The organism is Halobellus marinus (assembly GCF_032113415.1).
Taxonomy (GTDB): Archaea; Halobacteriota; Halobacteria; order Halobacteriales; family Haloferacaceae; genus Haloquadratum; species Haloquadratum marinus.
In genome coordinates this window covers 2,696,092-2,722,172 of sequence record NZ_CP134946.1, presented here as the reverse complement: position 1 = coordinate 2,722,172, position 26,081 = coordinate 2,696,092, and the positions used below count along the sequence as shown (strand labels likewise).

Annotated in this window: 18 protein-coding genes; 11 read left to right on the top strand and 7 right to left on the bottom strand. The window is 65.1% G+C overall.

The genetic code is table 11. The features are described from left to right. Positions 1-33 precede the first annotated feature (33 nt). The 4 genes from RJT37_RS13485 to RJT37_RS13470 all read left to right on the top strand — a co-directional run bounded on the left by RJT37_RS13485 (position 34) and on the right by RJT37_RS13470 (position 6,325). Positions 34-1,212 carry an extracellular solute-binding protein gene (locus RJT37_RS13485; protein WP_313685233.1) on the top strand — a complete coding sequence of 393 codons (1,179 nt, stop codon included), beginning with the start codon at positions 34-36 and terminating at the stop codon, positions 1,210-1,212. Between the two features lie 19 nt (positions 1,213-1,231). Next, positions 1,232-2,836 carry an ABC transporter permease gene (locus RJT37_RS13480; protein ID WP_313685231.1) on the top strand — a complete coding sequence of 535 codons (1,605 nt, stop codon included), beginning with the start codon at positions 1,232-1,234 and terminating at the stop codon, positions 2,834-2,836. Then, positions 2,826-4,037: an ABC transporter ATP-binding protein gene (locus RJT37_RS13475; RefSeq protein ID WP_313685230.1), complete on the top strand. Its 1,212-nt coding sequence runs from the start codon at positions 2,826-2,828 to the stop codon at positions 4,035-4,037. Before RJT37_RS13480 ends, RJT37_RS13475 begins: the two co-directional genes overlap by 11 nt. Before the next feature lie 125 nt (positions 4,038-4,162). After that, positions 4,163-6,325: a DUF7846 domain-containing protein gene (locus tag RJT37_RS13470; RefSeq protein ID WP_313685228.1), complete on the top strand. Its 2,163-nt coding sequence runs from the start codon at positions 4,163-4,165 to the stop codon at positions 6,323-6,325. A 9-nt stretch (positions 6,326-6,334) separates the two neighbouring features. On the opposite strand, the gene RJT37_RS13465 is transcribed toward RJT37_RS13470, so the two are convergent. Together RJT37_RS13465 and malA are read right to left on the bottom strand one after the other, a co-directional pair. Further along, positions 6,335-6,586, bottom strand: coding sequence for a hypothetical protein (locus RJT37_RS13465; RefSeq protein WP_313685226.1), 252 nt, complete (start codon positions 6,584-6,586; stop codon positions 6,335-6,337). A gap of 112 nt (positions 6,587-6,698) precedes the next feature. Next, the gene (malA, locus tag RJT37_RS13460; protein ID WP_313685224.1) at positions 6,699-8,867 is read right to left on the bottom strand and encodes an alpha-amylase MalA; all 2,169 of its coding nucleotides are present in this window, start codon (positions 8,865-8,867) and stop codon (positions 6,699-6,701) included. A gap of 172 nt (positions 8,868-9,039) precedes the next feature. On the opposite strand from malA, the gene RJT37_RS13455 reads away from it, so the two are divergent. From RJT37_RS13455 to RJT37_RS13445, 3 genes are all read left to right on the top strand, one after another. Beyond that, positions 9,040-13,581: a DUF7997 domain-containing protein gene (locus RJT37_RS13455; protein ID WP_313685223.1), complete on the top strand. Its 4,542-nt coding sequence runs from the start codon at positions 9,040-9,042 to the stop codon at positions 13,579-13,581. Positions 13,582-13,750: 169 nt separating this feature from the next. Beyond that, positions 13,751-14,230, top strand: coding sequence for an SRPBCC family protein (locus RJT37_RS13450; protein WP_313685221.1), 480 nt, complete (start codon positions 13,751-13,753; stop codon positions 14,228-14,230). A 142-nt stretch (positions 14,231-14,372) separates the two neighbouring features. Further along, the gene (locus tag RJT37_RS13445) at positions 14,373-16,955 is read left to right on the top strand and encodes a PQQ-binding-like beta-propeller repeat protein (protein ID WP_313685219.1); all 2,583 of its coding nucleotides are present in this window, start codon (positions 14,373-14,375) and stop codon (positions 16,953-16,955) included. Positions 16,956-16,999: 44 nt separating this feature from the next. Here the strand turns inward: RJT37_RS13445 and cutA are convergent, their stop codons facing one another. Beyond that, complete coding sequence (gene cutA, locus RJT37_RS13440; protein WP_313685218.1) at positions 17,000-17,305, bottom strand: divalent-cation tolerance protein CutA; 306 nt, start codon at positions 17,303-17,305, stop codon at positions 17,000-17,002. Then, a complete protein-coding gene (locus RJT37_RS13435) occupies positions 17,305-17,532 on the bottom strand; it encodes a hypothetical protein (protein WP_313685217.1) in 228 nt (75 codons plus the stop codon). Before RJT37_RS13435 ends, cutA begins: the two co-directional genes overlap by 1 nt. Before the next feature lie 101 nt (positions 17,533-17,633). On the opposite strand from RJT37_RS13435, the gene RJT37_RS13430 reads away from it, so the two are divergent. Beyond that, the gene (locus RJT37_RS13430) at positions 17,634-18,353 is read left to right on the top strand and encodes an SDR family NAD(P)-dependent oxidoreductase (RefSeq protein ID WP_313685216.1); all 720 of its coding nucleotides are present in this window, start codon (positions 17,634-17,636) and stop codon (positions 18,351-18,353) included. 170 nt (positions 18,354-18,523) lie between these two features. Here the strand turns inward: RJT37_RS13430 and RJT37_RS13425 are convergent, their stop codons facing one another. The 3 genes from RJT37_RS13425 to RJT37_RS13415 all read right to left on the bottom strand — a co-directional run bounded on the left by RJT37_RS13425 (position 18,524) and on the right by RJT37_RS13415 (position 22,257). Continuing rightward, positions 18,524-19,918 (bottom strand): FAD-dependent oxidoreductase, encoded by a 1,395-nt coding sequence (locus tag RJT37_RS13425; protein ID WP_313685214.1) that lies wholly within the window; start codon positions 19,916-19,918, stop codon positions 18,524-18,526. A gap of 566 nt (positions 19,919-20,484) precedes the next feature. Beyond that, positions 20,485-20,814, bottom strand: coding sequence for an ArsR/SmtB family transcription factor (locus RJT37_RS13420; RefSeq protein WP_313685213.1), 330 nt, complete (start codon positions 20,812-20,814; stop codon positions 20,485-20,487). A 60-nt stretch (positions 20,815-20,874) separates the two neighbouring features. Continuing rightward, positions 20,875-22,257, bottom strand: coding sequence for a M20 family metallopeptidase (locus RJT37_RS13415; protein ID WP_313685211.1), 1,383 nt, complete (start codon positions 22,255-22,257; stop codon positions 20,875-20,877). 733 nt (positions 22,258-22,990) lie between these two features. Between RJT37_RS13415 and RJT37_RS13410 the strand changes: the two genes are divergently transcribed. The 3 genes from RJT37_RS13410 (at position 22,991) to RJT37_RS13400 (ending at position 26,064) form a co-directional block, all read left to right on the top strand. Beyond that, the gene (locus RJT37_RS13410) at positions 22,991-24,052 is read left to right on the top strand and encodes an ABC transporter ATP-binding protein (protein WP_313685209.1); all 1,062 of its coding nucleotides are present in this window, start codon (positions 22,991-22,993) and stop codon (positions 24,050-24,052) included. Beyond that, entirely contained in the window at positions 24,049-25,047 is a 999-nt protein-coding gene (locus RJT37_RS13405; protein ID WP_313685207.1) for an ABC transporter permease, read from the top strand. The genes RJT37_RS13410 and RJT37_RS13405 overlap by 4 nt, the downstream gene beginning before the upstream one ends. A gap of 198 nt (positions 25,048-25,245) precedes the next feature. Continuing rightward, positions 25,246-26,064, top strand: a complete 819-nt coding sequence (locus tag RJT37_RS13400; RefSeq protein WP_313685205.1) for a universal stress protein — start codon at positions 25,246-25,248, stop codon at positions 26,062-26,064. Positions 26,065-26,081 lie beyond the last annotated feature (17 nt).

The following is a 26,081-nucleotide window of genomic DNA, read 5'->3' as shown; positions in this document are numbered from 1 at the left end:
GGTATAAACGTTTTAGGCTGACCTAAATCCAATATGTACGATCCCAACGGCACAGCAGAATCACCGACCCGGCGCCGCTTCCTGCGAGCGGCGGCCGCGGCGGGTATCGTCGGAATGGCCGGCTGTAACACGCCGGGCAACGGTGGCACAGCGACGGAAACCGAGACGGGTAACGGCGGTGGCGACGGGGGGACACCCGAACAGATCGGCTCCGGTTCCTCGCCGTTCGGCGACCGCGAACTCGGCGGCACCTCGATGGCCGAGATGCCGGACCTCGAAGGCGAACTCACCCTCTACTCCGGGCGCGGCGAGGCGCTCGTCGGCGAACTGGTCGGGTTCATCGAGGATCGGTACCCGGACCTGACGATCCGTCCGCTGTATAACTCCGCGGCGGAACTTGTCAGTCAGCTAGAAACCGAGGGAGACAACAGCCCCGCCGACGTCTTCTACTCCGTGAACGCGGGTGCCCTCGGAGCGCTGGCCGACCGGGGGCGCACCCAGCCGCTCCCCCAGGAGGTCCTGGATTTCGTCCCCGCGAACTTCCGGGACCCCGACGGCGCGTGGATCGGGACCTCGGGCCGCGCACGCTCGGTTCCCTATAACACGAACACGTTCTCCAATTCGGACATTCCGGACAGCATAATGGCGTTCCCGGAGATGGAGGCCTTCGAGAACGACATCGGCTGGGCGCCGACCTACTCCTCGTTCCAGGCGTTCATCACGGCGATGCGGATCCTCGAAGGCGAGGAGGCCACCCGCGAGTGGCTGAACGGGATGCAGGAACTCGGCGTGAGCCAGTACGGCGACGAGTTCCAGATCGCCCGCGCGGTGGCCGACGGCGAGATCGCCGCCGGACTCACGAACCACTACTACATCCAGCGGGTCCTGGCCCGGCGCGGGACTGGGGCGCCGCTCGAAACCGCGTTCACGCAGAACGACGCGGGCGCGGTCTTCAACGTGGCGGGCGCCTGCGTCCTCGACACCGCCTCGGACGACACCCTGGCCGCCAACTTCGTCCGCCATCTCCTCTCGGCGGAGGCACAGGACTACTTCGCGCGGACGACCTTCGAGTACCCACTCGTTCCCGAGGTCGAGCCGATCGGCCGCCTGCCGACGATCGACGAGTTGAACCCGCCGGACGATTTAGACCTCTCACAACTGTCGGACCTCGAGACCACGATCGAACTCCTCCGGGACACAGGCGTGCTCTGAGAGGTCCGGCGACCTCACGATGGCCACGGAGCACCGACAAACCGAGGACGACGCGCCCGACGAGGAGTCGCCGCTCCCGCTCGGGCTCTCCGTGGCGGCCGCTGCCGTCGCCGCCGCGGTGGTCCTCCCGCTTCTGTGGCTCGTCAGGACCGGGCTGGCCGTCGGCTTCGAGGAGGCGATCGCGCTGCTCACCCGTCCGACGACGCTCGAAGTGTTTCTCAACAGCGGGCTGCTCGTCGTGCTGTCGACGGCGGCCTGCGTGCTGATCGGCGTCCCGCTTGCCTACCTTACGGTCAGGACAGACCTCCCGTTCCGACGGTTCTGGACGGTCGCGGTCTCGTTGCCGCTTGTCATCCCGAGCTACGTCGGCGCCTTCGCGTTCGTCTCCGCCTTCGGGCCCCAGGGGGGGTTTCAGCGGTTGCTCGCGCCGATCGGCATCGAGCGTATCCCCGCAATCTACGGCCTCGAAGGGACGGTGCTGATCCTGACGCTCTACACGTATCCGTACGTCTACATCACCACGCGGGCATCGCTGAAATCGATGGACACGACATTGGTCGACGCCGCGCGGACCCTGGAACACGACCGCTGGGAGACGTTCCGGCGGGTGACGCTCCCGCAGATCCGGCCGGCGGTCGCCGCGGGCGCGTTGCTCTCGGGCCTGTACGTGCTGGCGGACTTCGGGACGCCGTCGATTATGCGCTACGACGTCTTCACGCGCGTCATCTACGTCGAGTTCGGGGCGTTCGGTCGCGATACGGCGACGCTCCTGTCGTTGCAGTTGGTGGGGGTGACCCTCGTCATTCTCTGGCTGGAGTCGCGGATCCGCGGCGAGGAGCGGACGTCGGCGGGGGGCCGCTCGCGGGCGCTCGTATCGCTCGGCCGGTGGCGCTATCTGGCGCTGGCGTTCGTCGTCACTATCGCCACTCTCGCGCTCGCCGTCCCAATCCTCATTCTGCTGTCGTGGCTCGGGACCGCCTCCGCGTCGGTGAACCAGTCGCTCGCGTTCCAGTGGTCATATGCGTTCAACTCCGTCACAGTTGCCGCCGCCGCTGCGGCGGTCGCCGTCGTCGCCGGCATCCCGGTGGCGTACCTCTCGGCGCGGCACGACGGGCTGCTCCCGACGGTCTTCGAGCGCATCTCCTACGTCGGATACGCCGTCCCGGGCGTCGTCCTCGGCCTCGCGCTCGTCTTCTTCGGGAGCCAGTACGCGACGCCGATCTACCAGACGCTGTATCTGCTCGTATTTGCGTACGTGATCCGCTTTCTGCCGCAGTCTGTCGGCTCGCTCCGGGCCTCGTTCCTGTCGGTCGATCCGTCGCTGCCGGAGGCCGCCCGGACGCTAGGGCAGACCTCTGTCGGTGCGTTCCGGTACGTGACGCTGCCGCTCGTCGCGCCGGGGCTATTCGGTGGCGCCGCGCTCGTATTCCTGACGACGATGAAGGAACTGCCGGCGACGCTGCTGCTTCGACCGTCGGGTTTTACCACCTTGGTCACGCATATCTGGACAGCGTATGAATCGGGGTACTTCGGACAGGCAGCGGTGCCGGCTTTGGTCTTACTTCTGGTCTCTGGGCTCTCGATGCTGGTAATTCTCACACAGGAGGGATACGATGTCAAATAGTACGCAGACGTCGGTTGATTCGGACGCAGAGCGCCGCTCGGAGACGGTCGTCGACGGCCCCGTCGAAGCGACGCCGGGATCGGCAACCTCGGAGGACACTGACGACGTCGTTCTCGAACTCGACGGGCTGACAAAGTCCTACGGGACGGAGAACGTCGTCGAGGGGCTGTCGCTGACAGTTCGCGAGGGCGAGATCCTGACGCTCCTGGGACCGTCAGGTTGCGGGAAGACGACGACGCTCAGACTCGTTGCCGGCCTCGAACGGCCGGACGGTGGTGCGGTCCGGTTGAACGGCCGTTCGGTCTCCGGCTCGTCTTTCGTGCCGCCGGAGGAACGCGGCGTCGGCGTCGTCTTCCAGGAGTTCGCGCTCTTTCCGCACCTCACGGCGCGAGAGAACGTCGCGTTCGGCCTGAAGGACCGTCCCGACGCGGAGGTCGAACGGCGCGTCGACGAACTGCTGGAACTGGTCGATCTCGTCGGACAGGGCGACAGCTACCCGGACCAGCTCTCCGGCGGGCAGCAACAGCGCGTCGCGCTCGCTCGCTCGCTGGCGCCCGAACCGGAGATACTGCTGCTCGATGAACCGTTCTCGAATCTCGACGTCGACCTCCGCGTGGAGATGCGCGAGGAGGTCCGCAAAATCATCAAAGAGACCGGCGTGACCGCGATTTCGGTCACCCACGATCAGGAGGAGGCGCTGTCGATCTCCGACCGCGTGGCCGTGATGAACGACGGCCAGATCGAGCAGGTCGGCGATCCGGAGGGCGTCTTCCAGCACCCCGAATCACGATTCGTTGCCGCCTTCCTCGGCTACGCGAGTTTCATCCCGGGCTACGTCTCCGGCGACGTCGTCGAGACGGAACTCGGGACGGTTCCGCGCGAGCAGATCCACGGCCTCGCCCGCGAGTACGACCACACGAAGATCGACCTGCTCGTTCGGCCCGACGACGTGAGTGTCAAGCGGGTCGACGGGCACATCACCGACTCCGCGTGCGGGCACGTCGTGGGCCGGCGGTATCTGGGCCCGACGTTCCTCTACGAGGTCGAACTCGACACCGGCGAGTCCGTCCAGTGTATGCACAACCACGACGAGAACATCCCCGAGAACGGGCCCGTCGAACTCGAACTCGAAGCCGACCACGAACTCGCGTGGTTCCCGCGGGAACAGCGCCCCGAAGACGAATCGCGATACGGCGACTGAGCGTGTCGTGGCGCCCCTTAGCGGACGTTGGCGGTCCGCGCGGTTCGCTGCGTCGGTGGGCCGGTTCGCTGCGTCGGTGGGCTGCTTCCCTCCCCCGCCGCTCTCGCGAACATCCGGAACGCGTCGTGGCTGCCGTTTTGGTCCTCGCGGTCGGCGGCCTGATCTACTTCCTCGCGGTCGATCTCTTCCCGTATCACTCCGTCAACGACGACGAGGGCGTCTATCTGTATCAGGCGGCGATGCTGCTCGACGGGACCGTCTTTCTCAGACCCGGCGAGATCCCGTGGGAGGCGGTCCGGCCGTGGTTCTTCGTCGTCGACGAGGCCGGCGGCGAGATCCGGATGTACGGCAAGTACTCGCCGGTCGCGCCCGCGATCTTCGCCGTCGGGCGCTTGCTTGGCGACTGGAACCTCGCGCTCCCGCTCGTGGCGTCGGGGACCGCTGCGGGCGTCTACGCGCTCGGTACCGCCGCGTTCGACCGGCGCGTCGGCCTGCTTTCGATCCCCGCACTCGCGGGCGCACCGCTCTTTTTCCTCACGTCCGCGACGTTCCTCTCGTATGCGCCAGCGACGCTCCTGAACGTCGCGTTCGCCGTCGCGTACGTCCGCGCGGCCCGGCGGGGGAGCGTCCGATGGGGCGCGGCAGCGGGCGTCGGGATCGGCCTGGCGTTCTTCTGTCGGCCGTACACGGCGGTCCTCTTCGCGCTTCCGTTCATCGGCCACACCCTCATCTCGCTTGCCGTCGGCTGGCGGCGGTGGGGGTGGGAGGCCCCGTTCCGCGGGGTGCTAACCCGTGCGCTCGCGATCGCACTCCCCGGCGTGGCGTTCGTCGGCGTCACGCTCGGATACAACGCGCTCGTGACGGGGGATCCGCTCGTGTTCCCGTACGCCGCGTTCGCCCCGAACGACGGCATCGGGTTCGGGACGCGGGAGATCCTCAACTACGAACGGGACTACACGCCCGAGCTGGCGGCGGACGTCACCCGTCGAGTGACGGAGTACTTCTTCACCGAGTGGGTCGCTGCCGGCCCGCTCGGGACCGCACTCGCGGCCGTTGGCGTCGTCGCCGCGGCGTGGCGGGAGCGCGCGGTTCTCCAGGGCCTCAGAGCGCGCACGCCGAGTCTCCGGTTCGATCCGTCCGCGGGGATGTCAGAGGGTGAGGTCGCCGGCGTGCTCTTCGCGATCGTCCCCTCGGTGTTCCTCGGGGAGGCGTACTTCTGGGGGACGCACAACGGCCTGCGGAACGGCCTGATCGACCTGCTCGGTCCGTTCTATCACTTCGACGCGCTGATTCCGGTCGCGGTTTTCACCGCTGCAGGGGCCCTCTTTCTCGTTCGTGGCGCCGGGTCCGTGCTCCGCGAACTGACCACCCGCCGCCGGGCGCGACTGCTCGTCCTCGTCGGCCTCGTCGTCTCCGCGCCGGTCGTGGCATCTGCAGAGATAGCCGCAGTGGAGCGACCGCTCGACGCCAACGAACTGCGGACCGAGAATCTGGCGAGCACGTACGAACCGTTCGAGGACCGATCGTTCGACGACGCCGTCGTGTTCACGCCGGATCCCTACGGCGACTGGCAGGCGCATCCGTTCCAGTATCTCCGGTCGGACCCGGGCTTCGACGGCGACGTCGTTTACGCCACCGACGGCGGTCCCGAGCGGGATCTCGCCGTATTGGCCGCGACGAACCGGACGCCGTACCGGTTCACGTATCGCGGCACGTGGACGGGCGCGGTCACGCCGGTGAATCCCGACGTACAGCGCCTCCGCGTCCTCGATGGGGAGTCCGTAAAAGCTGAGACGCAGGTGGGCGTGCCCGCGCAGGCGACGAGCGCGAGCATCCGCGTCGAGACGCCCGACGGATACGCCCGGTATTCGGTTCCGGACGCCGCCCGGTCGAACGGGACGGTCTCGATCGACTGGGTGATCGGTCCGGAGACGGCGCGGGCGAGCAATCTCCGGTTCGAGGGAGGGTCCTCCGAGGCGGATGGAGACGCTGAGGAGGGCGGCTCGGTCGCGTCGGGTGTCCCGCTGGCTGCCGACCGCGCGGAGGTCGACCTGGTGGTGACCTTCGTCGGCGTCGGCGGGTCCAGCGTCACCTATCGGCAGGAGGCGACGGTCGCGGCCGACGGTGACGGCATTCGGGTGGTCTGGCCGCCGGAAACGCGCGTCTGTCGGCTGACTGCCGAATGCGGATACGAGGGGACCTGGGTCGGTCCCGAGGGCAACTACGTGGCTGGAGTCTCCGTCGAGACCGACGCTCGCGTGACGCCGCGGGGGTCATCTGAGGGGTAGTTCCCGCTCTCAGAGCGGGCCCGTGAAGCTGATTTCGAGGAGACCCTCCTCGATGGCGAACCGAAGCCGATCGTCGAGCGGCATCTCGCTCCAGTCGTCGGGGCGGTCGGCGTCCGGGATCTCGTCGAGTCGCTCCACCAGCGACTCGTGGATGAACCGCCCGTTCAGTCCGCAGTCCGGGCAGGTCAGGATGATGAGTCGGACGCGGTAGGGCCGATCTTCGAGACGTCCGCAGTGCGGACACACGTACGATTCAGTCACTGCGTTTCGCTACGGACCGAGGTAACTCGTATCTGTGGGTCGGAACGCTGTCCGGCCGCGGCCTCACAAAGCTGACGTCCCCCATCCGTCTCGAAACCGGAGCCGCCACTTTTTATCCAGCGTGGAAGACGGCGACGTCGTCGATTTCGAGTCCGTCGGCGGTCAGAAGCGATTCACCCGTGACGAGGTCAGTGTCGTCCACCGGTTCAACGAGCGTCACCGTCGCGGGCGACTCGCCGAAATTCAGGACACAAACGTACGCGCTGTCGTCAAGTTCCCGTCGGAACGCGACCGCACGATCGGTGTCGGTCTCGTATGAGACCCGGGAGAAGCCGCCCGCCGTGCCCAGTGCGGGAATCTCGTTGCGGAGATCCAGCAATCGCTCGTAGTGCTCGCGGAACTCCTCGCGGGCGTCCTCCCAGGCGAGCGCGTCGCGGCGGCCGCGCTGCCCGAGTTCCTGGCCGCCGTAGAGCATCGGCACGCCAGGGAGCGTGACGAGCGCGCCCGCGGCGGCCATCGCCGCCTCGTCGCCGCATTCGACGACGTAGCGCGTCTCGTCGTGGTTCTCGATGTAGAGCATAAACGCCGCGTGCGGCGGGAACCCGATCTCGTCGCGGCCCTCGACCGCATCGAGGACGGCGTCGGCGTCGGCGTGGCCGCGGCCGACCTGCCGCAGCGTGAAGTACAGCGTGGTGTCGAAGTGCATATCGAACATCCCGTTGTGGAAATCCGCGACGTAGGGGATGGTCTCATCGAGGAGCAGAAACTCCGGGTCCCGCGATTTCACCCGATCGCGAAGCTCCTGCCAGAAGGTGTCGGGGACGGCCCACGCCATATCACAGCGGAAGCCGTCGGCCACCTCGAACCACGTGTCGACCGCATCCAGTAGGTGGCGTCGCACGGCGAGGTTCTCGAAGTTCCAGTTAGCGATGTACTCCCACTCGAAGTACGTCTCCGGTTCGCCGCTGTCCTGCCAGTCGTACCAGTCGTAGTACTCCGAATCTGGATTGCCGTAGGCGTCCTGAAAGAACGGGTGATCGCGCGCGGAGTGGTTCAACACGAGATCGAAGAGCACCTTCATCCCGCGGTCGTGTGCGGCCGAAACGAAGCGTTCGTAATCCTCGCGGTCGCCGAGATCCTCGGCGATGCTGAAGAAGTCGGTGATGTTGTAGCCGTGGGGCGCGTGGTCGTTCTGCAGCACCGGCGTCAGCCACAGGCAGTCGACCCCGAGTTCTTCGAGGTAATCCAGGCGGTCTGCGATCCGATCGAAGACGCTCCGCCCGTCGGTGTGGGTTGCTGTCGCGCTTTCGTCACTCTCGGCGCCCGTCTCGCCTCCGGGGTCGTCCGCCTCGCTTCCGAGATTGGCCGCCTCGCTTCCGAGATTGGCCGCCTCGCTTTCGGGGTCGTCCGCCTCGCTTCCGGGATCGTCCGCCTCGGTCATCGCTTCGTCGCCGAGGAAGCCGCGGACATAGATCTCGTACAGTGTCACATCGGTCGCCCACTCCGGCGGATCGTTCGGCCGCCGGGCAACGAAGGCATCAGTTCTGATTTCGCCGTCGTCGGCCGTCGTGTCTGTGGGCTTTGTGACTGTCCGGCTCTCCCCGCCATCGACGACGACCTCGCGGGAGAAATCGATCGTGTCGGGGACGCTGTAGGTCTCGCCGACCGCGACGCCGTGAACCCGGACGCGGTCGCCGACGGCCGAGATCGGGATCCGAAGCTCCCGTCCGTCGCGCTGGATCGCGCCCTCCTTGACCTCATCGCGGTCGTCGACGAGGAATTCCACGTCGAGGTCCTCGCCGGCGTGCTCGTTCCCCGGGTGTGGCAACGGATTCGCCCAAACGACCAGTTCGTCGCCGTCGACGGTGCCGTGGAGCTGCACCCGCGGTCGTCCGCCGGTTTCTGTCCCGGAACGTGCGCCCGATCCCGACCCGGAAACGGCACCGTGTTCCGGAACCGAGCGGGCTGATCCGCTCTGCGGACCGCTCACTCCGCTTACGCCGCTGGCCGAGCCTCCGACATCGCCGGGCGCGAACTCGCTTGCGAACGCTCGGATCGTGAGGGTGTACGTCTTCTCTCGGGCGTCGAGTTCGAGCGTGTACCTCCCCGGTGCGTCGGGCGTGAAATCGATAACTGCCGTTCCGTCGGGTGGTTCGACGGTACTCGATACGGGCGCGCTCCGGATCCGCCACTCGTAGGGCGCATCCGGATCCGGATCGCGCGGTGCCAGTTGGACCGACTCGCCGACTGCTATAAACCGCGGGGGCCCAGGGTGTTCCATACACGTCTCCACGGGACGTCAGGCCTTTGTCTTTGCCCCACCCCACAGAAAGCGCCCGATTGTTGACCTCATCTTGTCGAAACCCAGGCACGGGAACCTTTCCTAAACGGCGCTCCGCTCTGGGCCCGCATATCCGCCAATACTTATGCCCTGGGACCTCTCGTCCGAGTATATGAGACTACGGACCGTGCTGAACGAGTACAAACGCGACCGGAGTGGGCGGTTCCCCGGGGAAGTGCCCACTATCGACGGCGCGTTTTCGGGGCACGGGGATCGGCTCGTCTACGTCGATCCTGAGGGGGCGATCCGCGATTATTCGGCAGCGCTCTCCGGGTTGTACGGGATCGACCGCTCCCGATTCGCCATCGAGGCCGACGGCGAGATCCGGTGGTTCGACGATCTGGAACCGGTTCGGCAGCATTACTATCGCGAAACGAGTCTGGTGGAAACGGAGTATAACGCGGGTTCGTATACGGTCCATCAGTACGACCTGACACTCGGGCGGGCGCACGTCACGCACGTCGAACTCCGCGGCGCGATCCCGACTGACGCCCATCTGACGGCGTTTCTGACGCTCGCACCCGGTGGCCGGGAGACGCAAGTCGGCCGGCTCATCCACGAGACCGGTGGCCCGAACGGGACGCAGGCCGTCGAGGTGTTTCACCGGAACGAGCACGACTATGTCACCGCCTCGACCGGCCTCGACGACGTCCGGGGACAGATCCCCGAGCGGTTCGAGGAGATACTCTCGGCGGAGGCGTTCGACTTCCCACGCGACGCCGTCCTCGAACGCTACGAGGACACCCACCTCAGCGGCGACATCGTCGTTTCCGCACCGCTGGAACGGGAAGGCCGCGGCGTCCAGACGACGCTTGTCACCCAGCTTTCGGACCACCGCGAGGTGGATCGGGAGGCGGCGATGGCTGATCTCCGACACTGTGCGCTCGCCCACGAGAGCGCCGACGACATCCGCGCGGCCGCTCGCGAGCGCGCTGATATCTCTGTCCCCGAGCACGTCCCTCGGCAACAGACAGTCCGGGCGGACCTGCGCGCGCTGTCGCTTTTGACTGCACCGTCCGGTGCACACATCGCCGGGCCGGAATTCGATCCGTTCTACACGCACACCGGCGGCTACGGCTACACCTGGTTCCGCGACGAGGCCGAGTGTGCGCGACATCTCCTTGCGAGCGACGATCTGCTCGATCTCGACGTGGGCGAGCGGGCGTCGACGATCGCGGCGTTCTTCTGTGACACGCAACTCGACGACGGCTCGTGGCCGCACCGGGTCTGGGCCATCGACGGGTCGCTCGCGCCGGGGTGGGCGAACGCGCCGATCGAGGGCTCGTCGGACCCCGAGTACCAGGCCGATCAGACCGCAAGCGTCGTGACCTATCTGGCGACGGTGCTTTCAGAGCGGGAGGCGGAACTCTCACCGACGCTCAAATCCCGGATCCGAACGGCGATTCAGGACGGTGTCGAGGCACTCGACGACGCGCTGGGCGAGGACGGGCTCCCGGAACCGTGTCAGAACGCCTGGGAGAATATGATCGGTCGGTTCGTTCACACGGCGGCGACGTTCCTGCAGGCGTACGCGACGGTCGCGACCGTCACCGTCGATTCAGACCTCGCGGCCCACGCCGAAGCGCAGGCCGACGCGGTCTTCGAGGGACTCGACCGTCTCTGGGACGACGATGCGGAGATATACGCACTCCGACTGCAGAACAGCAACCGCGACGTGCGGCTCGATTCGGGCTCGTTCGCGCTCGTCGAAGCCTTTTCGAGCTACGAGACGCTGAGTGGTCTGCCCGCGAAGACGCTCTCGCGGCTCGAAGCCCATATGCGGACCGCGCTCGACGAGCTGTACCGGGAATCCCCCGACGGCGACGTCGCCGGACTCGTCCGGTTCGAGGGCGACACCTGGCGGAGCGCCGACCAGGACGGCGAGAAGATCTGGTCGGTCGCCACCGCCTGGGGGGCGGTAGCGGCGACCGAGTTGGCAAGCCTGCTCGAATCGAGCGGCGAGTCGGCCGTCGCAGCGGAGTTCCTCGAACGTGGGACGGCGCTGTACGAGCTACTGCGGTCTGACGGCCCACTCTGTACGGACGCGGGTTATCTGGCCGAACAGGTGTTCGACGACGGGACGCCGGACAGCGCGACGCCGCTGGGGTGGTCGCACGCGTTGCGATTGCGGGCCACGGGACTTCTGGCCGCCAAGGACGCGCTGCCGGCCCCGAAGCCGGCGCCCTCGGGGCCCACGGGGCGGCCGCGCTGGACGACCGGTGAAAAGTACGGCGTCGGGACGGTCGCCGACCACCACGCGACCGATCCCTCCCGGCTGTGGTTCACACTGACCGAGGGATCGCTCACGGAGGTCCGCTTCCCGCGGGTCGATCTGATGAACCTGCGGACGCTCGACCTGCTCGTCGTCGACGCCAGCGAGGACGAAACGTACACCGCGCGGACGCACAACGAGACGCGGCGGGACGACGACGCCGACACCATCGAGCGGCGAGCGGAGATCGTGGACGACGACGCGCTGCTCTACAGACACACCGTTGCAGAGACCGGCGACGGGCGGGGTCACGAGTGGACGCTCACCGCCGAGTACGTCACCGATCCGGAACACGACGCACTGCTCGTCGACGTCGACTTCGAGGCCCACGACGACACCGACTACGAGGTGTACGCGGTTGCGGATCTGGCGCTCACGAACACCGGCTCGACGGACCGCGGCATTCGGCTCGGCGGATCCGGGAGCTACCATCTGGTCGCCCGAGACGCGAGCGCGTACGATCAGGCCGGCGTCGCCGACCCGCTCTTGATCGACGAGGATGGGACCGAGTACAGCGTCGCTGCGGCGCTGACAGCGAGCGATCGCTTCGAGTGGGCGACCGTCGGCGTCGCGGGGACCGACTACCTGGAGGAACTGTTCGCCGAGGGGACCGCTCCGGATCCCGAACGCAGCGTCGACGACGAGAACGTCGTTCTGGTGGGGCGCATCGGTACGGGCGAGACGGTCGGCGAGACGCTGGCGCTGGGATTCGCTCGCCAGGCCGACACGGCGGCAGCACTCGGCGAGGCCGCCGGCGCCCTCAGCCGCGGGTACGAAACGGTCCGGCGAGGGTATCTCGACTCCTGGGCCGACTTCCTCGCCGACAAGGAGTTGCCGGCCGCGGTTCGTGACGACGAGTTGCTCAGCAAGCAGTACAAGACGTGTCTGATGTGTCTGCGCGCGGTCGAGGACAAGACGTTCCTCGGCGCCGGCATCGCCTCCCCGTCGGTGCCGTGGGGCGTGGCAGTCGCGGCTGAGGAGTCTCGCGGATACGGGTACAACTTCGTGTGGTCCAGAGACCTCTATCAGGTGTTCACCGCCTTCGAGGCCGCCGGCGACATCCAGACCGGCGTGGAGGCACTGGAATACATCTACCACTACCAGCAGGACGACCACGGTTTCATCCCGCAGAACACGTATCTGAACGGCCGGACCCGGTGGGGCGGCGAGCAGATGGACAACATCTCGTTCCCGCAGGTGATGGCGTGGATGCTGTGGGAGCACGGCATCGACTTCGCGGACGTGGAGTACGACTACACCAACGTCAAACGCTCCGCGGACTACGTCGCCCGCAACGGCCCCGAAACCGCCCAGGAGCGATGGGAAGAGGAGGCCGGTTACTCGCCGTCGTCGATCGCGGCCGAAATCGCGGGCCTGGGCTGTGCCGCCGACATCGCGGCCGCTGAGGGCCACGATGACGACGCGCTCATCTGGCAGGCGCTGGCCGACGAGTGGGCCGCCCGCGTCGAGGAGTGGACGGCGACCGAGACGGGCACCAAGCGGCACACCAACACGCCGTACTACGTCCGAATCACGCGCGACGGCGACCCTGACGCCGGCCACCTGCGGACGCTCGCGAACAACGGCCCGACGCTCGACGAGCGAGAGATCATCGACGCTGGCTTCCTGGAACTCACCCGCCTGGGGATCAAGCCCCCGGACGACGAAATCATTCGTAATTCGATCGCGGAGGTCGACGGTACCCTCCGCGTCGACACGCCGCACGGCCCGGCGTTCTACCGCTACAACGGGGACGGGTACGGCGAGCGCGCGGTCGACGAGGAGGGCGCTCCGTGGTCGATCGAGTCAAAGGGTAAAGGCCGGCTGTGGCCCATCTTCACCGGCGAGCGTGGCGAGTACGAACTCCGCTACGGAACGGAATCGGGGAAGTTGGCGCCGGAGAACCTTCTGGAGACGATGGCCGGATTCGCCAACTCCGGACGGATGCTCGCAGAACAGGTCTGGGACCGCGAGCACAGCACCGAGTACAACTGGGCGTTCGGCGAGGGAACCGGCGCGGCGACACCCCTGGCGTGGTCGATGGCACAGTTCGTCCGACTGGCCCACGGGATCGACGCCGGGCGGCCGGTCGAGACGCCGGACGTGCTCCGGGAGCGATATCTCGAAAGCGACCTCCCGACGGGACCTGATCTCCAGGTCAGTACGCGGTTCGCGGGCGGCGGGCTCGTCGTCTCCGGGAAGACGGACGCTGCTGTCGTCGCAGTCAAGACCCCGTCGGAGACGACGCTCGCGACGCCCGAGAACGGAGCCTTCGAGGCGCGGCTCGACATCGCCCACGGCGAGAACCAGATCATCGTCGCCGCTGCGACCGACGAGGACCTGGCGGGGGCCGGGACGAGCGTAACGCGGTTTACGCTATAGGAGTCGCCGTTTTCGGGGCGTCTGCCGTCAATCTGCTCTTCAGGGCATCTTTCGTCAATCTGCTCTTCAGGTCGTCTCTGCGAATCCGCTCTTTAGGTCGTCTCTGCGAATCCGCTCTTTAGGTCGTCTCTGCCAATCCGCTTTTGGTTCGGCGGGTCCACTCTCGAGTATGGCAACATACTCTCGGCTGACGCGCGTCGCTGCGCCGCTGTCTGACGTGTGGGAGTTTCACTCCAAAATCTCCGGGCTGGAGGCGCTGACCCCCGACTGGATGAATCTCCGGGTCGAAGCCGTCACGGGACCCGATGGAGAGGCTGACCCTGAGATCCTGGAGAGCGGCTCTGAGATCCGAATGTCGATGCGGCCGTTCGGCGTCGGGCCGCGACAGCACTGGACGTCGGTGATTCTCGATCGGGAGGCGGACGACGAGCGGGCAGTCTTCCGCGACGAGATGCGTGGCGGCCCCTTCGAGCAGTGGGTCCACACCCATCGATTCATCGCCGACGGCGACGAGACGATCATCGACGACAACGTCGAGTACGAACTCCCCGGCGGGGGTGTCGGCCGGCGAATCTCGCCGCTTGCCGTCGTCGGATTCGAGCCGATGTTTCGTGCGCGTCACCGGAAGACGAAGGAACTCCTCGAATAGGGCTATTGCGGCGGGACAACCGCCTTGGAAGGCGCTTTTTCTCCGTGGCTACGGACCTGGCTGTTGGCATCAGCCCTTCAGGACTCGATTTTAGCCCAAAATTCACCGAAAGCACTTACCTGACCGTGGGAGAGTCCCGTGTATGCCGAGCCCTCCACGATCGAATCGGACCGACGATTCGGCGGCATCAACGCGGCGGCGATTCCTCGTCGGTCTCACCGGCCTCACAACCAGTCTATCCCTGGCGGGATGTGGCGGACGGTGGACGGGAAACGGCGCTCCTAATCAGGGAGCGGACCGTCCCGCACCGGAACTGACTGGTCCCTGGCCACAGGCCCGCGCCGACGCGGGAAACAGCGGGTTCGTCGACGCGCCCGCACCGACAGCCGAACCGAGTGTTCGATGGACAACGCGGAGCGCTGGAACGGTCGGAGCGATGGTCGCCACGAGCGGAAACACCACAGAAAGCGCCGACGGGAGTCCCGACACAACACAGGGAGTGTACGTCGCCGCTGAGGACGGCCGCCTGATCGCCGTCGATCCAGACGGCGAGGAGCGCTGGCGTAGCGTCGTCGCGGCCGCGCTCTTTCCCCCCGCAGTCGGCGCCGGCCGCGTGGTCGTCCCGACTCGGGACCAACTGACCGTAATCGACGCTGCGACCGGCGACGTGCTCCGTAGTATCGAAATCTCGGACGGCGTTCTCAACTCACCGACGCTCGTCGGGGACCGTGCGTTTGTCGGAACGTTCTCCGGGGGGGTCGTCGCCGTCGATGTCGCAACCGGAGAGCGCCTCTGGCAGACAGGCGCACCGAGCCGTGCATATCCACCGCTCGTCGTCGACGGGGTAGCGTACGTCACTGCCCGGCGATGGGAGAGCGCGGACGGAGATGACGAGGGGGGAGATAGCGACGGCGGCGGCGAACCGGCCGGTATCCTTGCGGCCCTCGACACTGACACGGGCGACCGACTGTGGGAGGTCGCTCTCGATGGCCATCCCACGGCACCACCGGGATACCACGACGGCGTCACGTTTGCCGGGACGAATCGCGGGCAGGTGGTGGCTGTCGATGTTGCGTCCGGCGACCCGCAGTTTCGCGAGACCGTCGGCGACTGGGTGACCCGAGGGCCGACGGCTGCTGCGGACGGAATCTACGTCGTCGTCCTCAACGATGGAGTGGTGAAGTTGGATCAACAGGGAGTCGTTCAGTGGCGGTCCGAGGCCGGCGGCGGGACGAACCCGGTTCTGGGTGGCGACGTCGCGATTGTCGGGACGAACGACGGAGTGGTCGCGGTCGACCGAGACGACGGACAGGTTCGCTGGCGGGAGGAGACTGACGCCGGCGTGGAGTTCGACGTGGCTATCGGCGGCGACACCGGAACTGGGGGCGGTGACGACACCGATGGATCGGATAGCGGCGGAAGCGGAGCGCCCGGTGTCGTGTATGCCGGTGACCGGATCGGAACTATCACCGCTTTCGACCTCGACACCGGCGACCGGCGCTTGCGGTTTCCCTTCCGGCCGCGGACGATGCCCGGCCCGATCGTTGGGCCGCGAACGGTGGCCGGCGGCAGTCGTGACGGTGGCGCGTACGACCTGCTTGCGGCCGACGGCACCGAGTTCCCCCTCGCCGGAAACCCAGTCGAGTCGGGCGTGTCTCCAGTCTGTTTGGACAGCAGCGATCTGGATGCTGTTGACTCCGGAACGACATCACCGGACGCGGCGTCGTCCGAGGAATCGACTCAGGACGCGTCCGAGCCATCGGGTGAATCGTCGACTGGCGAACGGGATAGCACCTCGGAACGCTCCGAGACCCTCCTCGGCGGCGGGGCGGGCGGATCGCTCTTTCGGGTACGGACGGTTGACTACGGGGAGTCGCCGCAGACTCCGCTCCCGCCGACGTCGACGCCGACGGCCACGGCCGGGCCGGACGAACCCACGCGTACGCCGACGCCGCATATCGACTTCCCCGAACCCGAGACGGTCTGGGAACGGCGGTTGGACGTCACGATCCGTTCGCCGATTACCTACGCCGACGGACTGGCGTACTTCGGCACCGGAGACGGCATCGCGGCGGTGGATCCCCGAGACGGGCGGCTTCGCTGGCGGTTCGACCTCGAAGCGAGCGTCCCTGGAGCACCGGCTGTTCGGCAGGCCCGAGTGTTCGCGGTCACGCGCGATGGTCGAGTTGTCTCTGTGAAGAGGGATTCCGACACGACCGACCTGAGCAGTGGAGAAATCGACTGGGAAGAGTCACTTGCGACGACGTTTCTGTCCGGACCAGCGGTCGATGACGGGGCGGTGTTCGTCGCCGACGAAGCCGGCCAGGTGACCGCCTTCGGGACCGACGGCGCAGAACGGTTCCAGGAAGACGTTGGGGGTGCTGTCTCCGGCGGACCGTCGGTTACAGCGACACGCGTCTTTGTTGGCACCGAAGGGGGCGAACTGCTCGCGCTCGACCGGGCCGACGGCTCCATCGCCTGGCGGTCCTCGGCGACTGGGCCGATTCGCGGAGCGCCCGCGGTCGCCGGCGAGAGCGAGGGTGACCGGACGGTTTTCGTCGGCGATCACGAGGGGACGCTCTCGGCGTTCGACACGACTGACGGCGACCGTCGCTGGCAGGCAGATCTCGGTCAGTGGGTCGACGCTCCCCCGGCCGTCGGCCACGGCGCCGTGTTCGTCGCGGACCAGACCGGACAGGTTTACGCCGTCGTCGGTGACAGCTAAGAGAGGTTTCGTGGCCGCTCTCGACCCCTGGAGTTTCCGTCGGTCTACTTGACTTCCTCGTCGATCCAGTCGCCGTAGGAGTCGAGCACGTCGATCTCGTCGAACAGTTCGATGCAGGGGACATCGAACGGGTGTTCGTCCTCGACAGCGGCTTCCAGTTCCGGATACCGCGCTTTCGTCGTCTTCGCGAACAGGATCGACTCCTCGCTACCGGCATAGACGTCGCCGTCCCATCGGTAGTACGAATCGCAGTCGACGACGTTGACACACGCCGCCAACTTCTCTTCGACGAGGAACTCCGCGAGGTCGCTGGCGGCCTTTCGAGGCGCTGTGATGTAGGCTGTGGGCATTATTCGACGATTTCGATGCGCTCAGCTGGGTCCTCGGTTGAGGACCTGCCATCCAGATATCTGTGGACGTCATCATACGCTTCTATTTTCTTGGTCGCCTCCATCGCCGCCGCTATGTGGTCCACATCCAGCGCTTCGAGGCGTTCCTGTTCCGCTTCGGCTTTGCGCTCGTCGAGGAACGTCCGAAGGCGGTCGACGCGCACGCGGTCGATGTGTGTATCCAACATACATCTCTCAACGAACAGGTGCCTGTTGAAACCTCCTGTGCCGCGAGAGCGTTTGCGGATTCCGATCCAACCTTTTTGATGTTACCGAACAACCAATCGGTATGACTCGGACTGCAGTCATCGCCGGTGTCGGCCCCGGACTCGGTGAATCACTCGCGCGGACGTTCGCCGCCGAAGGGTGTCGAGTGGCGCTTTTCGCCCGGACGGAGTCGGTCATCGAGGAACTGGCGGCTGACCTCCCCGAACCGGGTGAGGGGCTGGCAGTTCCCACCGATCTCAGCGACGTCGACGAAATCCGTGCCGGCTTCGCGACCGTCCGGGAGGAGTTCGGCCCGGTCGACGTGCTCGTCAACCACGCCAGCGCGGCATCCTGGCAGGGACTACTGGACTTGGACGTCGAGGAGTTCGAGCGGGCCTGGGCGGTCGGCGGCCGGGGGGCCTTTGTCTGCTCGAAGGAGGCGGTCGGCGATATGGTCGAATCGGGCGGCGGGACGGTCATCTTCACCGGCGCGACCTCCGCGGTCCGAAGTCTCGGCGGGACGATCGGCTTCGCCGCCGCGAAATTCGCCGCACGGGGGATGGCGATGGATATCGCCCAGGAGTACGGCCCCGAGGGAGTCCACGTCGCTCACGTCGTCATCGACGGACAGATCGACGGTCCGGGCACTCGCGAGCAGCATCCCGACCGCTCCGGCGACACGTTCCTCGACCCCGACGAGATGGCGGAGACGTACTGGCACCTGGTCGAACAGGACAACATCGACACGATGCCCTTCGAGGTCCACATCACCAACGGCCCGCAGAACACGGAATTCCTCTGATAAGGGCGTGAAATAGGTTCTCCGACAGTAGTAGACACGCCCGCACAGGGGAGTGGGACTCGCTCCGCAATCGTGTGTTCGACGACGAATACCGCTCTGTGGTTGGGATACCGTCGCGATTCCGGAGCGGAGACGACAGAACGTCCGCGGCCGACTCCTCTCGCGGAGCTTCAGCGGCTGTCGATCGTCCCGTTGAGGACCTTCGCTGCGGTCAGCACCGGATCCCAGGTCGGACTGAACGGGGGCGCGTACGCGAAGTCGAACCGTTCTAATTCGTCGACAGTCACTCCGGTATGGAGTGCTGTCGCGACCGAGTTGATACGCTGAGCGACCCCCTCCCGACCGACCATACTGGCACCGAGCACGCGTCCGGTCGTCTCGTCGGCGACGAGAGTAACGGTGATCTCCTCGCTTCCGGGATAGTAATGGGCCCGCGACGGGAGTTCGAGGGTCTTCGAGACGGGGTCGAATCCAACATCTTCGGCTCGCTCGGGATCGACGATGCCGGTCCGGGCGGCTTCGAGATCGAAGGCCTTCAACGCCGCCGTCCCGGCGATCGGCCCTGTTGGAGTGGGATCGCCGGCGATCGTTGCCCCGACCGCTCGACCGTGACGGTTCGCCGTCAGCGCCAGCGGGACGTAATCCGGAGCTCCCGTCACGGTATGCGTCGCTTCCGCACAGTCGCCGGCCGCGTACACGTCCTGGACGTTCGTCTCGCCGTACTGGTCAGTCGCGATCGCGCCAGTCGGCCCAGTTTCGATGCCCGCTTGCTCTGCCAACTCGACGCGGGGTTCGACGCCCACTCCGAGGATCGCGAGATCGACGGGAACCGTCTCCTCCGGCGTTTCGATACTGCGGACACGTCCGTGTTCTCCGTTGAACGCTTCGACCCGTGTCCCCAGGGAGAGGTCGACGTCGTGTTCGCGCAGATGCTCCTCGACGACCCGAGCGGTCGACTCCCCGAACGGGTTCAACACGTGAGGAAGCATCTCGAAGAGGTGGACCTCCAGTCCCCGTTCGTGGAACGCTTCGGCCAGTTCGACACCGACGTACCCGCCGCCGACGATACCAACCCGTTCCGGTTCGATGACCTCATCCGCTCCCTCGATGCCGTGTTCGACTGCCTTACGGATGTCTCCGCCCGCGTCCATCGTCTGCAACGTGAACAACCCATCGAGATCAGCCCCGTCGATCGGCGGGACTAACGCCCGCGCCCCGGTCGCAATCACGAGGTTGTCGTAGGACTGCTCGAACTTGCCGTCGTCTGCTTCCACGACGACCGTCCGTTCGTCAACGTCGATCTCGACCACTTCGTGGCCCGTTCTGAGGTCGATGTCGCGCTCCTCTCGGAACGTTTCAGCGTCGTTGACGACTAGGTCGTCCAGCCGGTCGATGTCCCCCTTCACGTAGTACGGGAGCCCACACGCACCGTAGGATACCCACTCGCCGCGCTCGAAGACGATGACCTCCTGCTCCGGGGCGTCCCGTTTGAGCTTGCTTGCCGCGCTCAATCCAGCCGCATCGCCACCGACCACGACCGTCGTATCGTCGTTGTTTGTCGCCATACTTTATATTTGAATATGCGAATATTTGATTCCTTCGAGGGCTGTCTCAAACTGCGGTACCGTGGCCCCGTACCTTTCGACCGCCGGGTGAAACGGGATGATGTCGGCCACCGCGGCGGTTGACCGCTCAGATCCGGGGTCGAGCGTGACCGATCTGACGAAGACCACTCTCGGGTCCGTTCGCCACAGCCCGCGGAGACGATGTCGGTCGTGTTGCCATCGGGATGATCGGTCGTGTTGCCATCGGGATGATCGGTCGTGTCGCCATCGAGATGAGACTTCAAGCAGGTTTCCACTTCCGCCTGTTTCAATTCACCCCGACGTACTGTCGGCGGAGCGTCTCCGATCGTGCTCCCGGCGTCCGTGGCTGTTTCCCCGTTTGTCGACGCCGAGCGAACCTCCAGGAGTATGGCAACGAGTGCGAGAGCGACGAGTGGTGGCAACGAGTGCGAGGGCGACGAGTGATGGCAACGAGTGCGAGGGCGACGAGTGATGGCAACGAGTGCGAGGGCGACGAGGATGGCGACGTTACGTGGCGTCGGTTTCCAACGCCTCTTTGGGCATCGTCAGGCTTCGAGCCCGAGCGTTTGCTCCTCCTCAAGCGTGTCGAAGAGGACTTCCCGGATCTTCATCGACGCCTCGACGAGACGGTCGTCGCGGATCGTGTAGTAGCTGCGATTCCCCTCCGTTCGCTTCGTCACGACTCCCTTATCCCGCATTTTGCGGAGGTGTTGTGACACCGTCGGCTGTGGAATGTCGGTGGTCTCTGCGAGATCAGTCACCGTCCGCTCCCCGTCTTTGAGGACGTAGAGCATTTTTTGCCGCTTTGCGTTACACAGCACCTGGCAGAGATCGGCGTGTCGCTCGAAGATTTCGTCGGCGGGAAGTTCGGTCATCTGTATATTCTAACACGCTAATATACAAAAAGTTATGCGACCGCCTCGGGCAATGTGCGATCAGTTGGAACCGCTATCCTCGCTTTCCGATAAGCCAACAGCCTCCGTCAGTGCGGCGAATCCGAACGGCAGTTTGGTGAAGACCCGGGCATTATTCCGCAGTGCTTGGACCGTGATGTACTCGTCCGCGGCGTGGGCCGTGTCCGTCCCGAATGCGAATTCGATCGTGGGAACGCCCTCGTTCCGCAGCGTTTTCGCGTCTCCGCCACCGGTTGCACTCCGCCGGAGAACCGTTTCGTTGGCGACTGACTCTGCGAGCGTGGCCGTCGCCTCGACCAGCGGGCTATCGAACGGTTCGTAGGTGCCGATGCTCCACGAGACGTCTGCTATCTCGACTGCAGGGTGGTCCTGTATCAGCGTTTCTATTTGATCGAGAATCGACGGCGTGTGGACTCCTGCAGTCAGTCGGATATCGAGTTCCGCGGTGGCGGCTTCGGGAACGCTGTTGACGGTGCCTCCCCCCTCGAACGTGCCGACGTTCACTGTTGGCGTTGTGAAGAGTCGCCACGCTGTCTCGCGGTCCATTCGTGGCGTATAGAACGAGACCGACTCCTCGACGATCGGGGTAATCTCGTCGTCGAGAGCGAAATCGACCTGCCGCAAGCGTTCGCGCAGTTCCGTGATAGCCTCGAACAGTCTGTCGATGGCGTTCTCGCCGAGCGGCGGTCGTGAACCGTGTGCGGCCTTCCCAGTCGCTTCGAGCGTGAGCCAGATACTCCCCTTGTCGGCGATCGTGACAGAGTGTGAGCCGGCTTCGCAGGTCGTTTCCCCGATGACACAGGCGTCTGCTGTGAGTCGGTCCTGATCGAGAAGAGCGCGAAGACCTGCATCTCCCGCAGTTTCTTCATCGCTGACGACGGCCAGCTGAAGCGTGACCGGTGGCACGACACCCGTTTCGACGTACGCCCGGACGGCGTGCAACATCGCAGCGATGGCGCTCTTCATATCGGTTGCCCCGCGACCGTAGATCTGATCGCCGTCACGCTCGCCGAGCGGGTCGTGCGTCCACACGTCTGGCTCGTACGGGACGGTATCGACGTGCCCGTTGTACAGAAGCGTGGTCTCCTTCTTTCCCGGAAGCGTAATCAGCAGGTTCGGTTTGGCCTCATCCTCGACGACCAGTTCAGTCCGAAGCCCGAGAGTGGTCGCGTACTGCTCGATATACTCGATGATCTCACGGGTGTCTCCCGGCGGATTCTGGCTCTCGATCCCGATCAGATCCTGTGTCAGTTCGATTAGATCTGCCTCGTGTTCGTCGAGAAACGCCAGTAATACCTCAGAGTCCTCGTCGACCTTCTCTGGAAGCGTCTCGGTCGTCTGGTCTCCGAAGCAGAAGGGACAGCATCCTTCGGCGTCTTCCTCCGATCTTTCGAACCCGGGCATAGTGTGGGAGTTGTGTCGGTTTGGCTGGCTTGGCTCACGAGGGTATTCAGCGGACGACGTTGCTATAATTGGGAATCGAAGCTCTGTGGATAAAAGTATTCGTATAACCAAATATAAGTTGACAGCATTTTGGAGTGTCCTCTGTACCGCTCCCTCACGGCGTTCCCAGTACCGTTACTGCGGACAGATTTAGGGGGTTCCGTGGGTTTGGCATCGCATCTCGAACGGATGGTTCCGTGGGTTTGGCATCGCATCTCGAACGGATGGTTCCGTGGGTTTGGCATCGCATCTCGAACGGATGGTTCCGTGGGTTTGGCATCGCATCTCGAACGGATGGTTCCGTGGGTTTGGCATCGCATCTCGAACGTATCGTACACAGCCCGCGCGCGGACGTCGTCCAGACACGGCTGTTCGTCACCGACATCGACTGCTGAGAAGTAATCACCGAAACCCACGGCTGGGAGGTTCGAATAACCGACGTATCCCAGGGTGGTGCCCGGTCTGAGACCACCGGTGTCGAGTTCACTTCGGAGTGGATTTCCCGGATTCGGCAGCCGACCTTCGACCGAGGTACATCGATGGAGATGGAAGGTTCCATTTTTGATTGCAGATCGGATGTGGCTGCCGCTACGGCGCGTGACCCGCAACCCAATTCCACTGTTTCGAGAGCTCACGGCCGCGGAGGATTGTCCAGACGGACGCGACTAAATGCGTTCAGTCCCTACGTCCGGTAATGGTGAAGACCGCGATGAGGGATCGTGAGCCAGTCGGAGTCGATGCGACGACGGACCGTAAGACGGCTGGTCGCGACAGTTCGGGCGAGTCGGCGCTCGCGATCGACGGGGTCTCGAAGCGGTTCGGGAGCGGCGAGGATGCAGTCCTGGCGGTCGACGACGTGAGTCTGGACGTTACCCGCGGTTCCGTTGTCGGGTTGCTTGGGCCAAACGGCGCCGGCAAGACGACACTGATCAAGTGCGTGCTCGGAATCGTCATCCCCGACGCTGGCTCGGTTCGCATCTTCGGCACTGACGTGGCCGACGGCCGTCGGGCGGCGTACGCAGATGTCGACGCAATGTTGGAGGGCGCGCGCAACGATTATTGGCGGCTCACGGTCCGCGAAAACCTGCGGTACTTCTCGACGATTCACGGCGTCGATCCGGATTCGGTGACGGAGCGACACGACCGGCTGCTGGACCGGTTCGATCTCGCAGCGAAGGCCGACACGCCGGTACGGGAGCTCTCCCGGGGAATGAAACAGAAAGTGTCGCTCGCGAGCGTGCTCGCAGGCGGGGCAGAGCTCGTTTTCCTCGACGAGCCGACGCTCGGACTCGACGTCGAAAGCTCCCGCACGTTGCGGCGGGAGCTGCGCCGACTCGTTCGCGAGGAGGACCTCACCGTCGTCCTCAGCAGCCACGATATGGGCGTCATCGAAGACGTCTGCGATCGCGTCGTGATGATGGCAGACGGGCGGATCGTCGCCGACGACTCCGTCACGGCACTGCTGTCCGGGACGAGTCGGGACTCAGTGCGTGTGACGAGCGTCGACATCGACGAAGCGGTCCTCACGACGCTTCGAAGGCGATTCGAGATCCAGGCCATCGAGTCAGTCGACGGTCGCACACAGATCGAGGTTAGCGCGGCGGGCGACGCGCTGTACGAGTTGCTGGACGAACTCCGCGAAGCCGGGGTTACCGTCGAAGACATCAGAACCGTGCAACCGGATCTGGAGGAGGTGTTCGTCGATCTGACCGGGTCCGGAACCGCTACCCCCGGCAGCCAGGAGCGATCATCGTGACTCGGGACACCGTAACAGCGGCCTGTGACGGCGGTAGCGAGCCGTCAACCACCGATGTCGTCGCAGGAGACGATTCCCAATCAGCCACCGATGTCGTCGCAGGAGACGATTCCCAATCAGCCACCGATGCCGTCGCGGGCGACGATCGTCAGTCAGCCACCGATGCCGTCGCGGGCGACGATTCCCAGCCAAACACCGATTTCGTCGACGACAATCCCCGGCCAGCCACCTATTACCACCTCGCGAGGGCGGTCCTCTACCGCGAGTATCTGATCTTCGTCCGCTATCCTGCCAACGCGATCGGCGGGATCGTCATCGCACTGTTCTTTTTCGGAGTCCTGTTTTACGGCGGGCGACTCCTCGCCGGGCAGGCGTTGACTGATTCCCTGGAGGGGATCATCGTGGGATACTTCCTGTGGACGCTGTCCGTCGGCGCGTACTCGTCTGTGTCGAACGACATCGGCAGCGAAGTGCAGTGGGGAACCCTCGAACGCCACATTACCACCCCGTTCGGATTCGCACCGGTGGCGCTACTGAAGGGGATTGCGAAGGTTGTCCGGACGTTTCTCACCAGTGCAGCCGTCCTTGCCGTGATGCTACTGCTCACCGGCACCCGACTCAGTCTCGACCCGATAACGGTGATCACGGTGGCCGGACTGGCGATCACCTCCGTGCTGGGACTCGGCTTCGCCGCCGGCGGCATCACGGTCCTCTACAAGCGGATCGGCAACTGGCTGAATCTCCTGCAGTTCGGGTTCGTCGTGTTGATCTCGGCGCCGGTACTCGACGCCCCGTGGACCCGGTTTCTCCCCCTCGCTCACGGGAGCGCTCTGCTCCAGCGGGCGATGGTCGACGGCGTCAGACTGTGGGAGTTCGGTGTCTTGGATATCGGGCTGCTCGTCGGTGTCGCTGTCGGCTACCTCGTCGGGGGGTACATCGTCTTTCACTACGCGACGCGACGAGCGCGACGACTCGGCGTGCTCGGGGATTACTGAGGCACGTTCTTGCGGCACAGGACGTGGAATTGTCTCCTGCACAAGAATTTCCACTCTGGAAACGGAACACCCCTGGAACCACGGTGACAGTTTGCTGTAATCCGGTCTCGACTGGAGGACACGTTCGAGAGGTATTCGCCCCTCCCCGATGGGGTCGAAGGCCTGTCGAAGACAGCCATCGGCTGATCTCCGTCGGCGATGAGTGAGTACTGTGTCGTGGTGGCGGTATCGAACCCTGCCTCCGTCGATCCGCTCACGAAAATGGGATGCACACTCGCTGAAGCAAACGACGGGATAATCAAAATAGCGAGTGTAAAGCAGACACCGCCACAACTGCCGGCAGCGACGTACGACGAGTTTGGCTCGAAGGAGGAAGCAATCATCGACCGTGCGCTGGCGGTGGCCGACTCGTTCGATGCCCGCACTGAGGGAGTGACACCGTTTAGTCGTGACACCGCAGAGTCTATCGTGTCGCTCATCGATCGGGTGGACGCTTCGGCGCTCCTCGTGGGTGCCAGCGAACTGACGCCGTTCAAGGAATCGTGGCTGGGACGATCACTGATCGAGACGATTACCGAACGGGTGACCTGTGACGTCTACGCCGAGCGGATCGGCCCGGGACTGGCAGTGCCGGGCGGTTCGATTCTGGTTCCGATTGCTGACGGTACACACGCCGACGCTGTAGTTCGCGTGGCAACCGATATCGGACGTGTCCACGATATGCGTGTCGAGCTGGTGACAGTCGTATCGCCAACGGCCGATCCGCAGACGATCAGCCGGAGTGAAAAACGCCTCGGTGCTCACGTTCCCGACGGTTCCGACCCAACCGTTCAGACTGACGTCGTTCTCGGCGACTCGATCGTAGCGACTCTCGTGGAACTGACAGGCGACCACGATGTGACTGTCTTGGGCGCCACCGAGCAATCTTCGTTCGAACAACTTCTCTCCGGGACGATTCCGACAGCGCTGGCCAGACGGAGCCGAAATCCGTTAGTGTTGGTCAACAGCAGTTCCTGATCGGTGCCGGAAGTCGG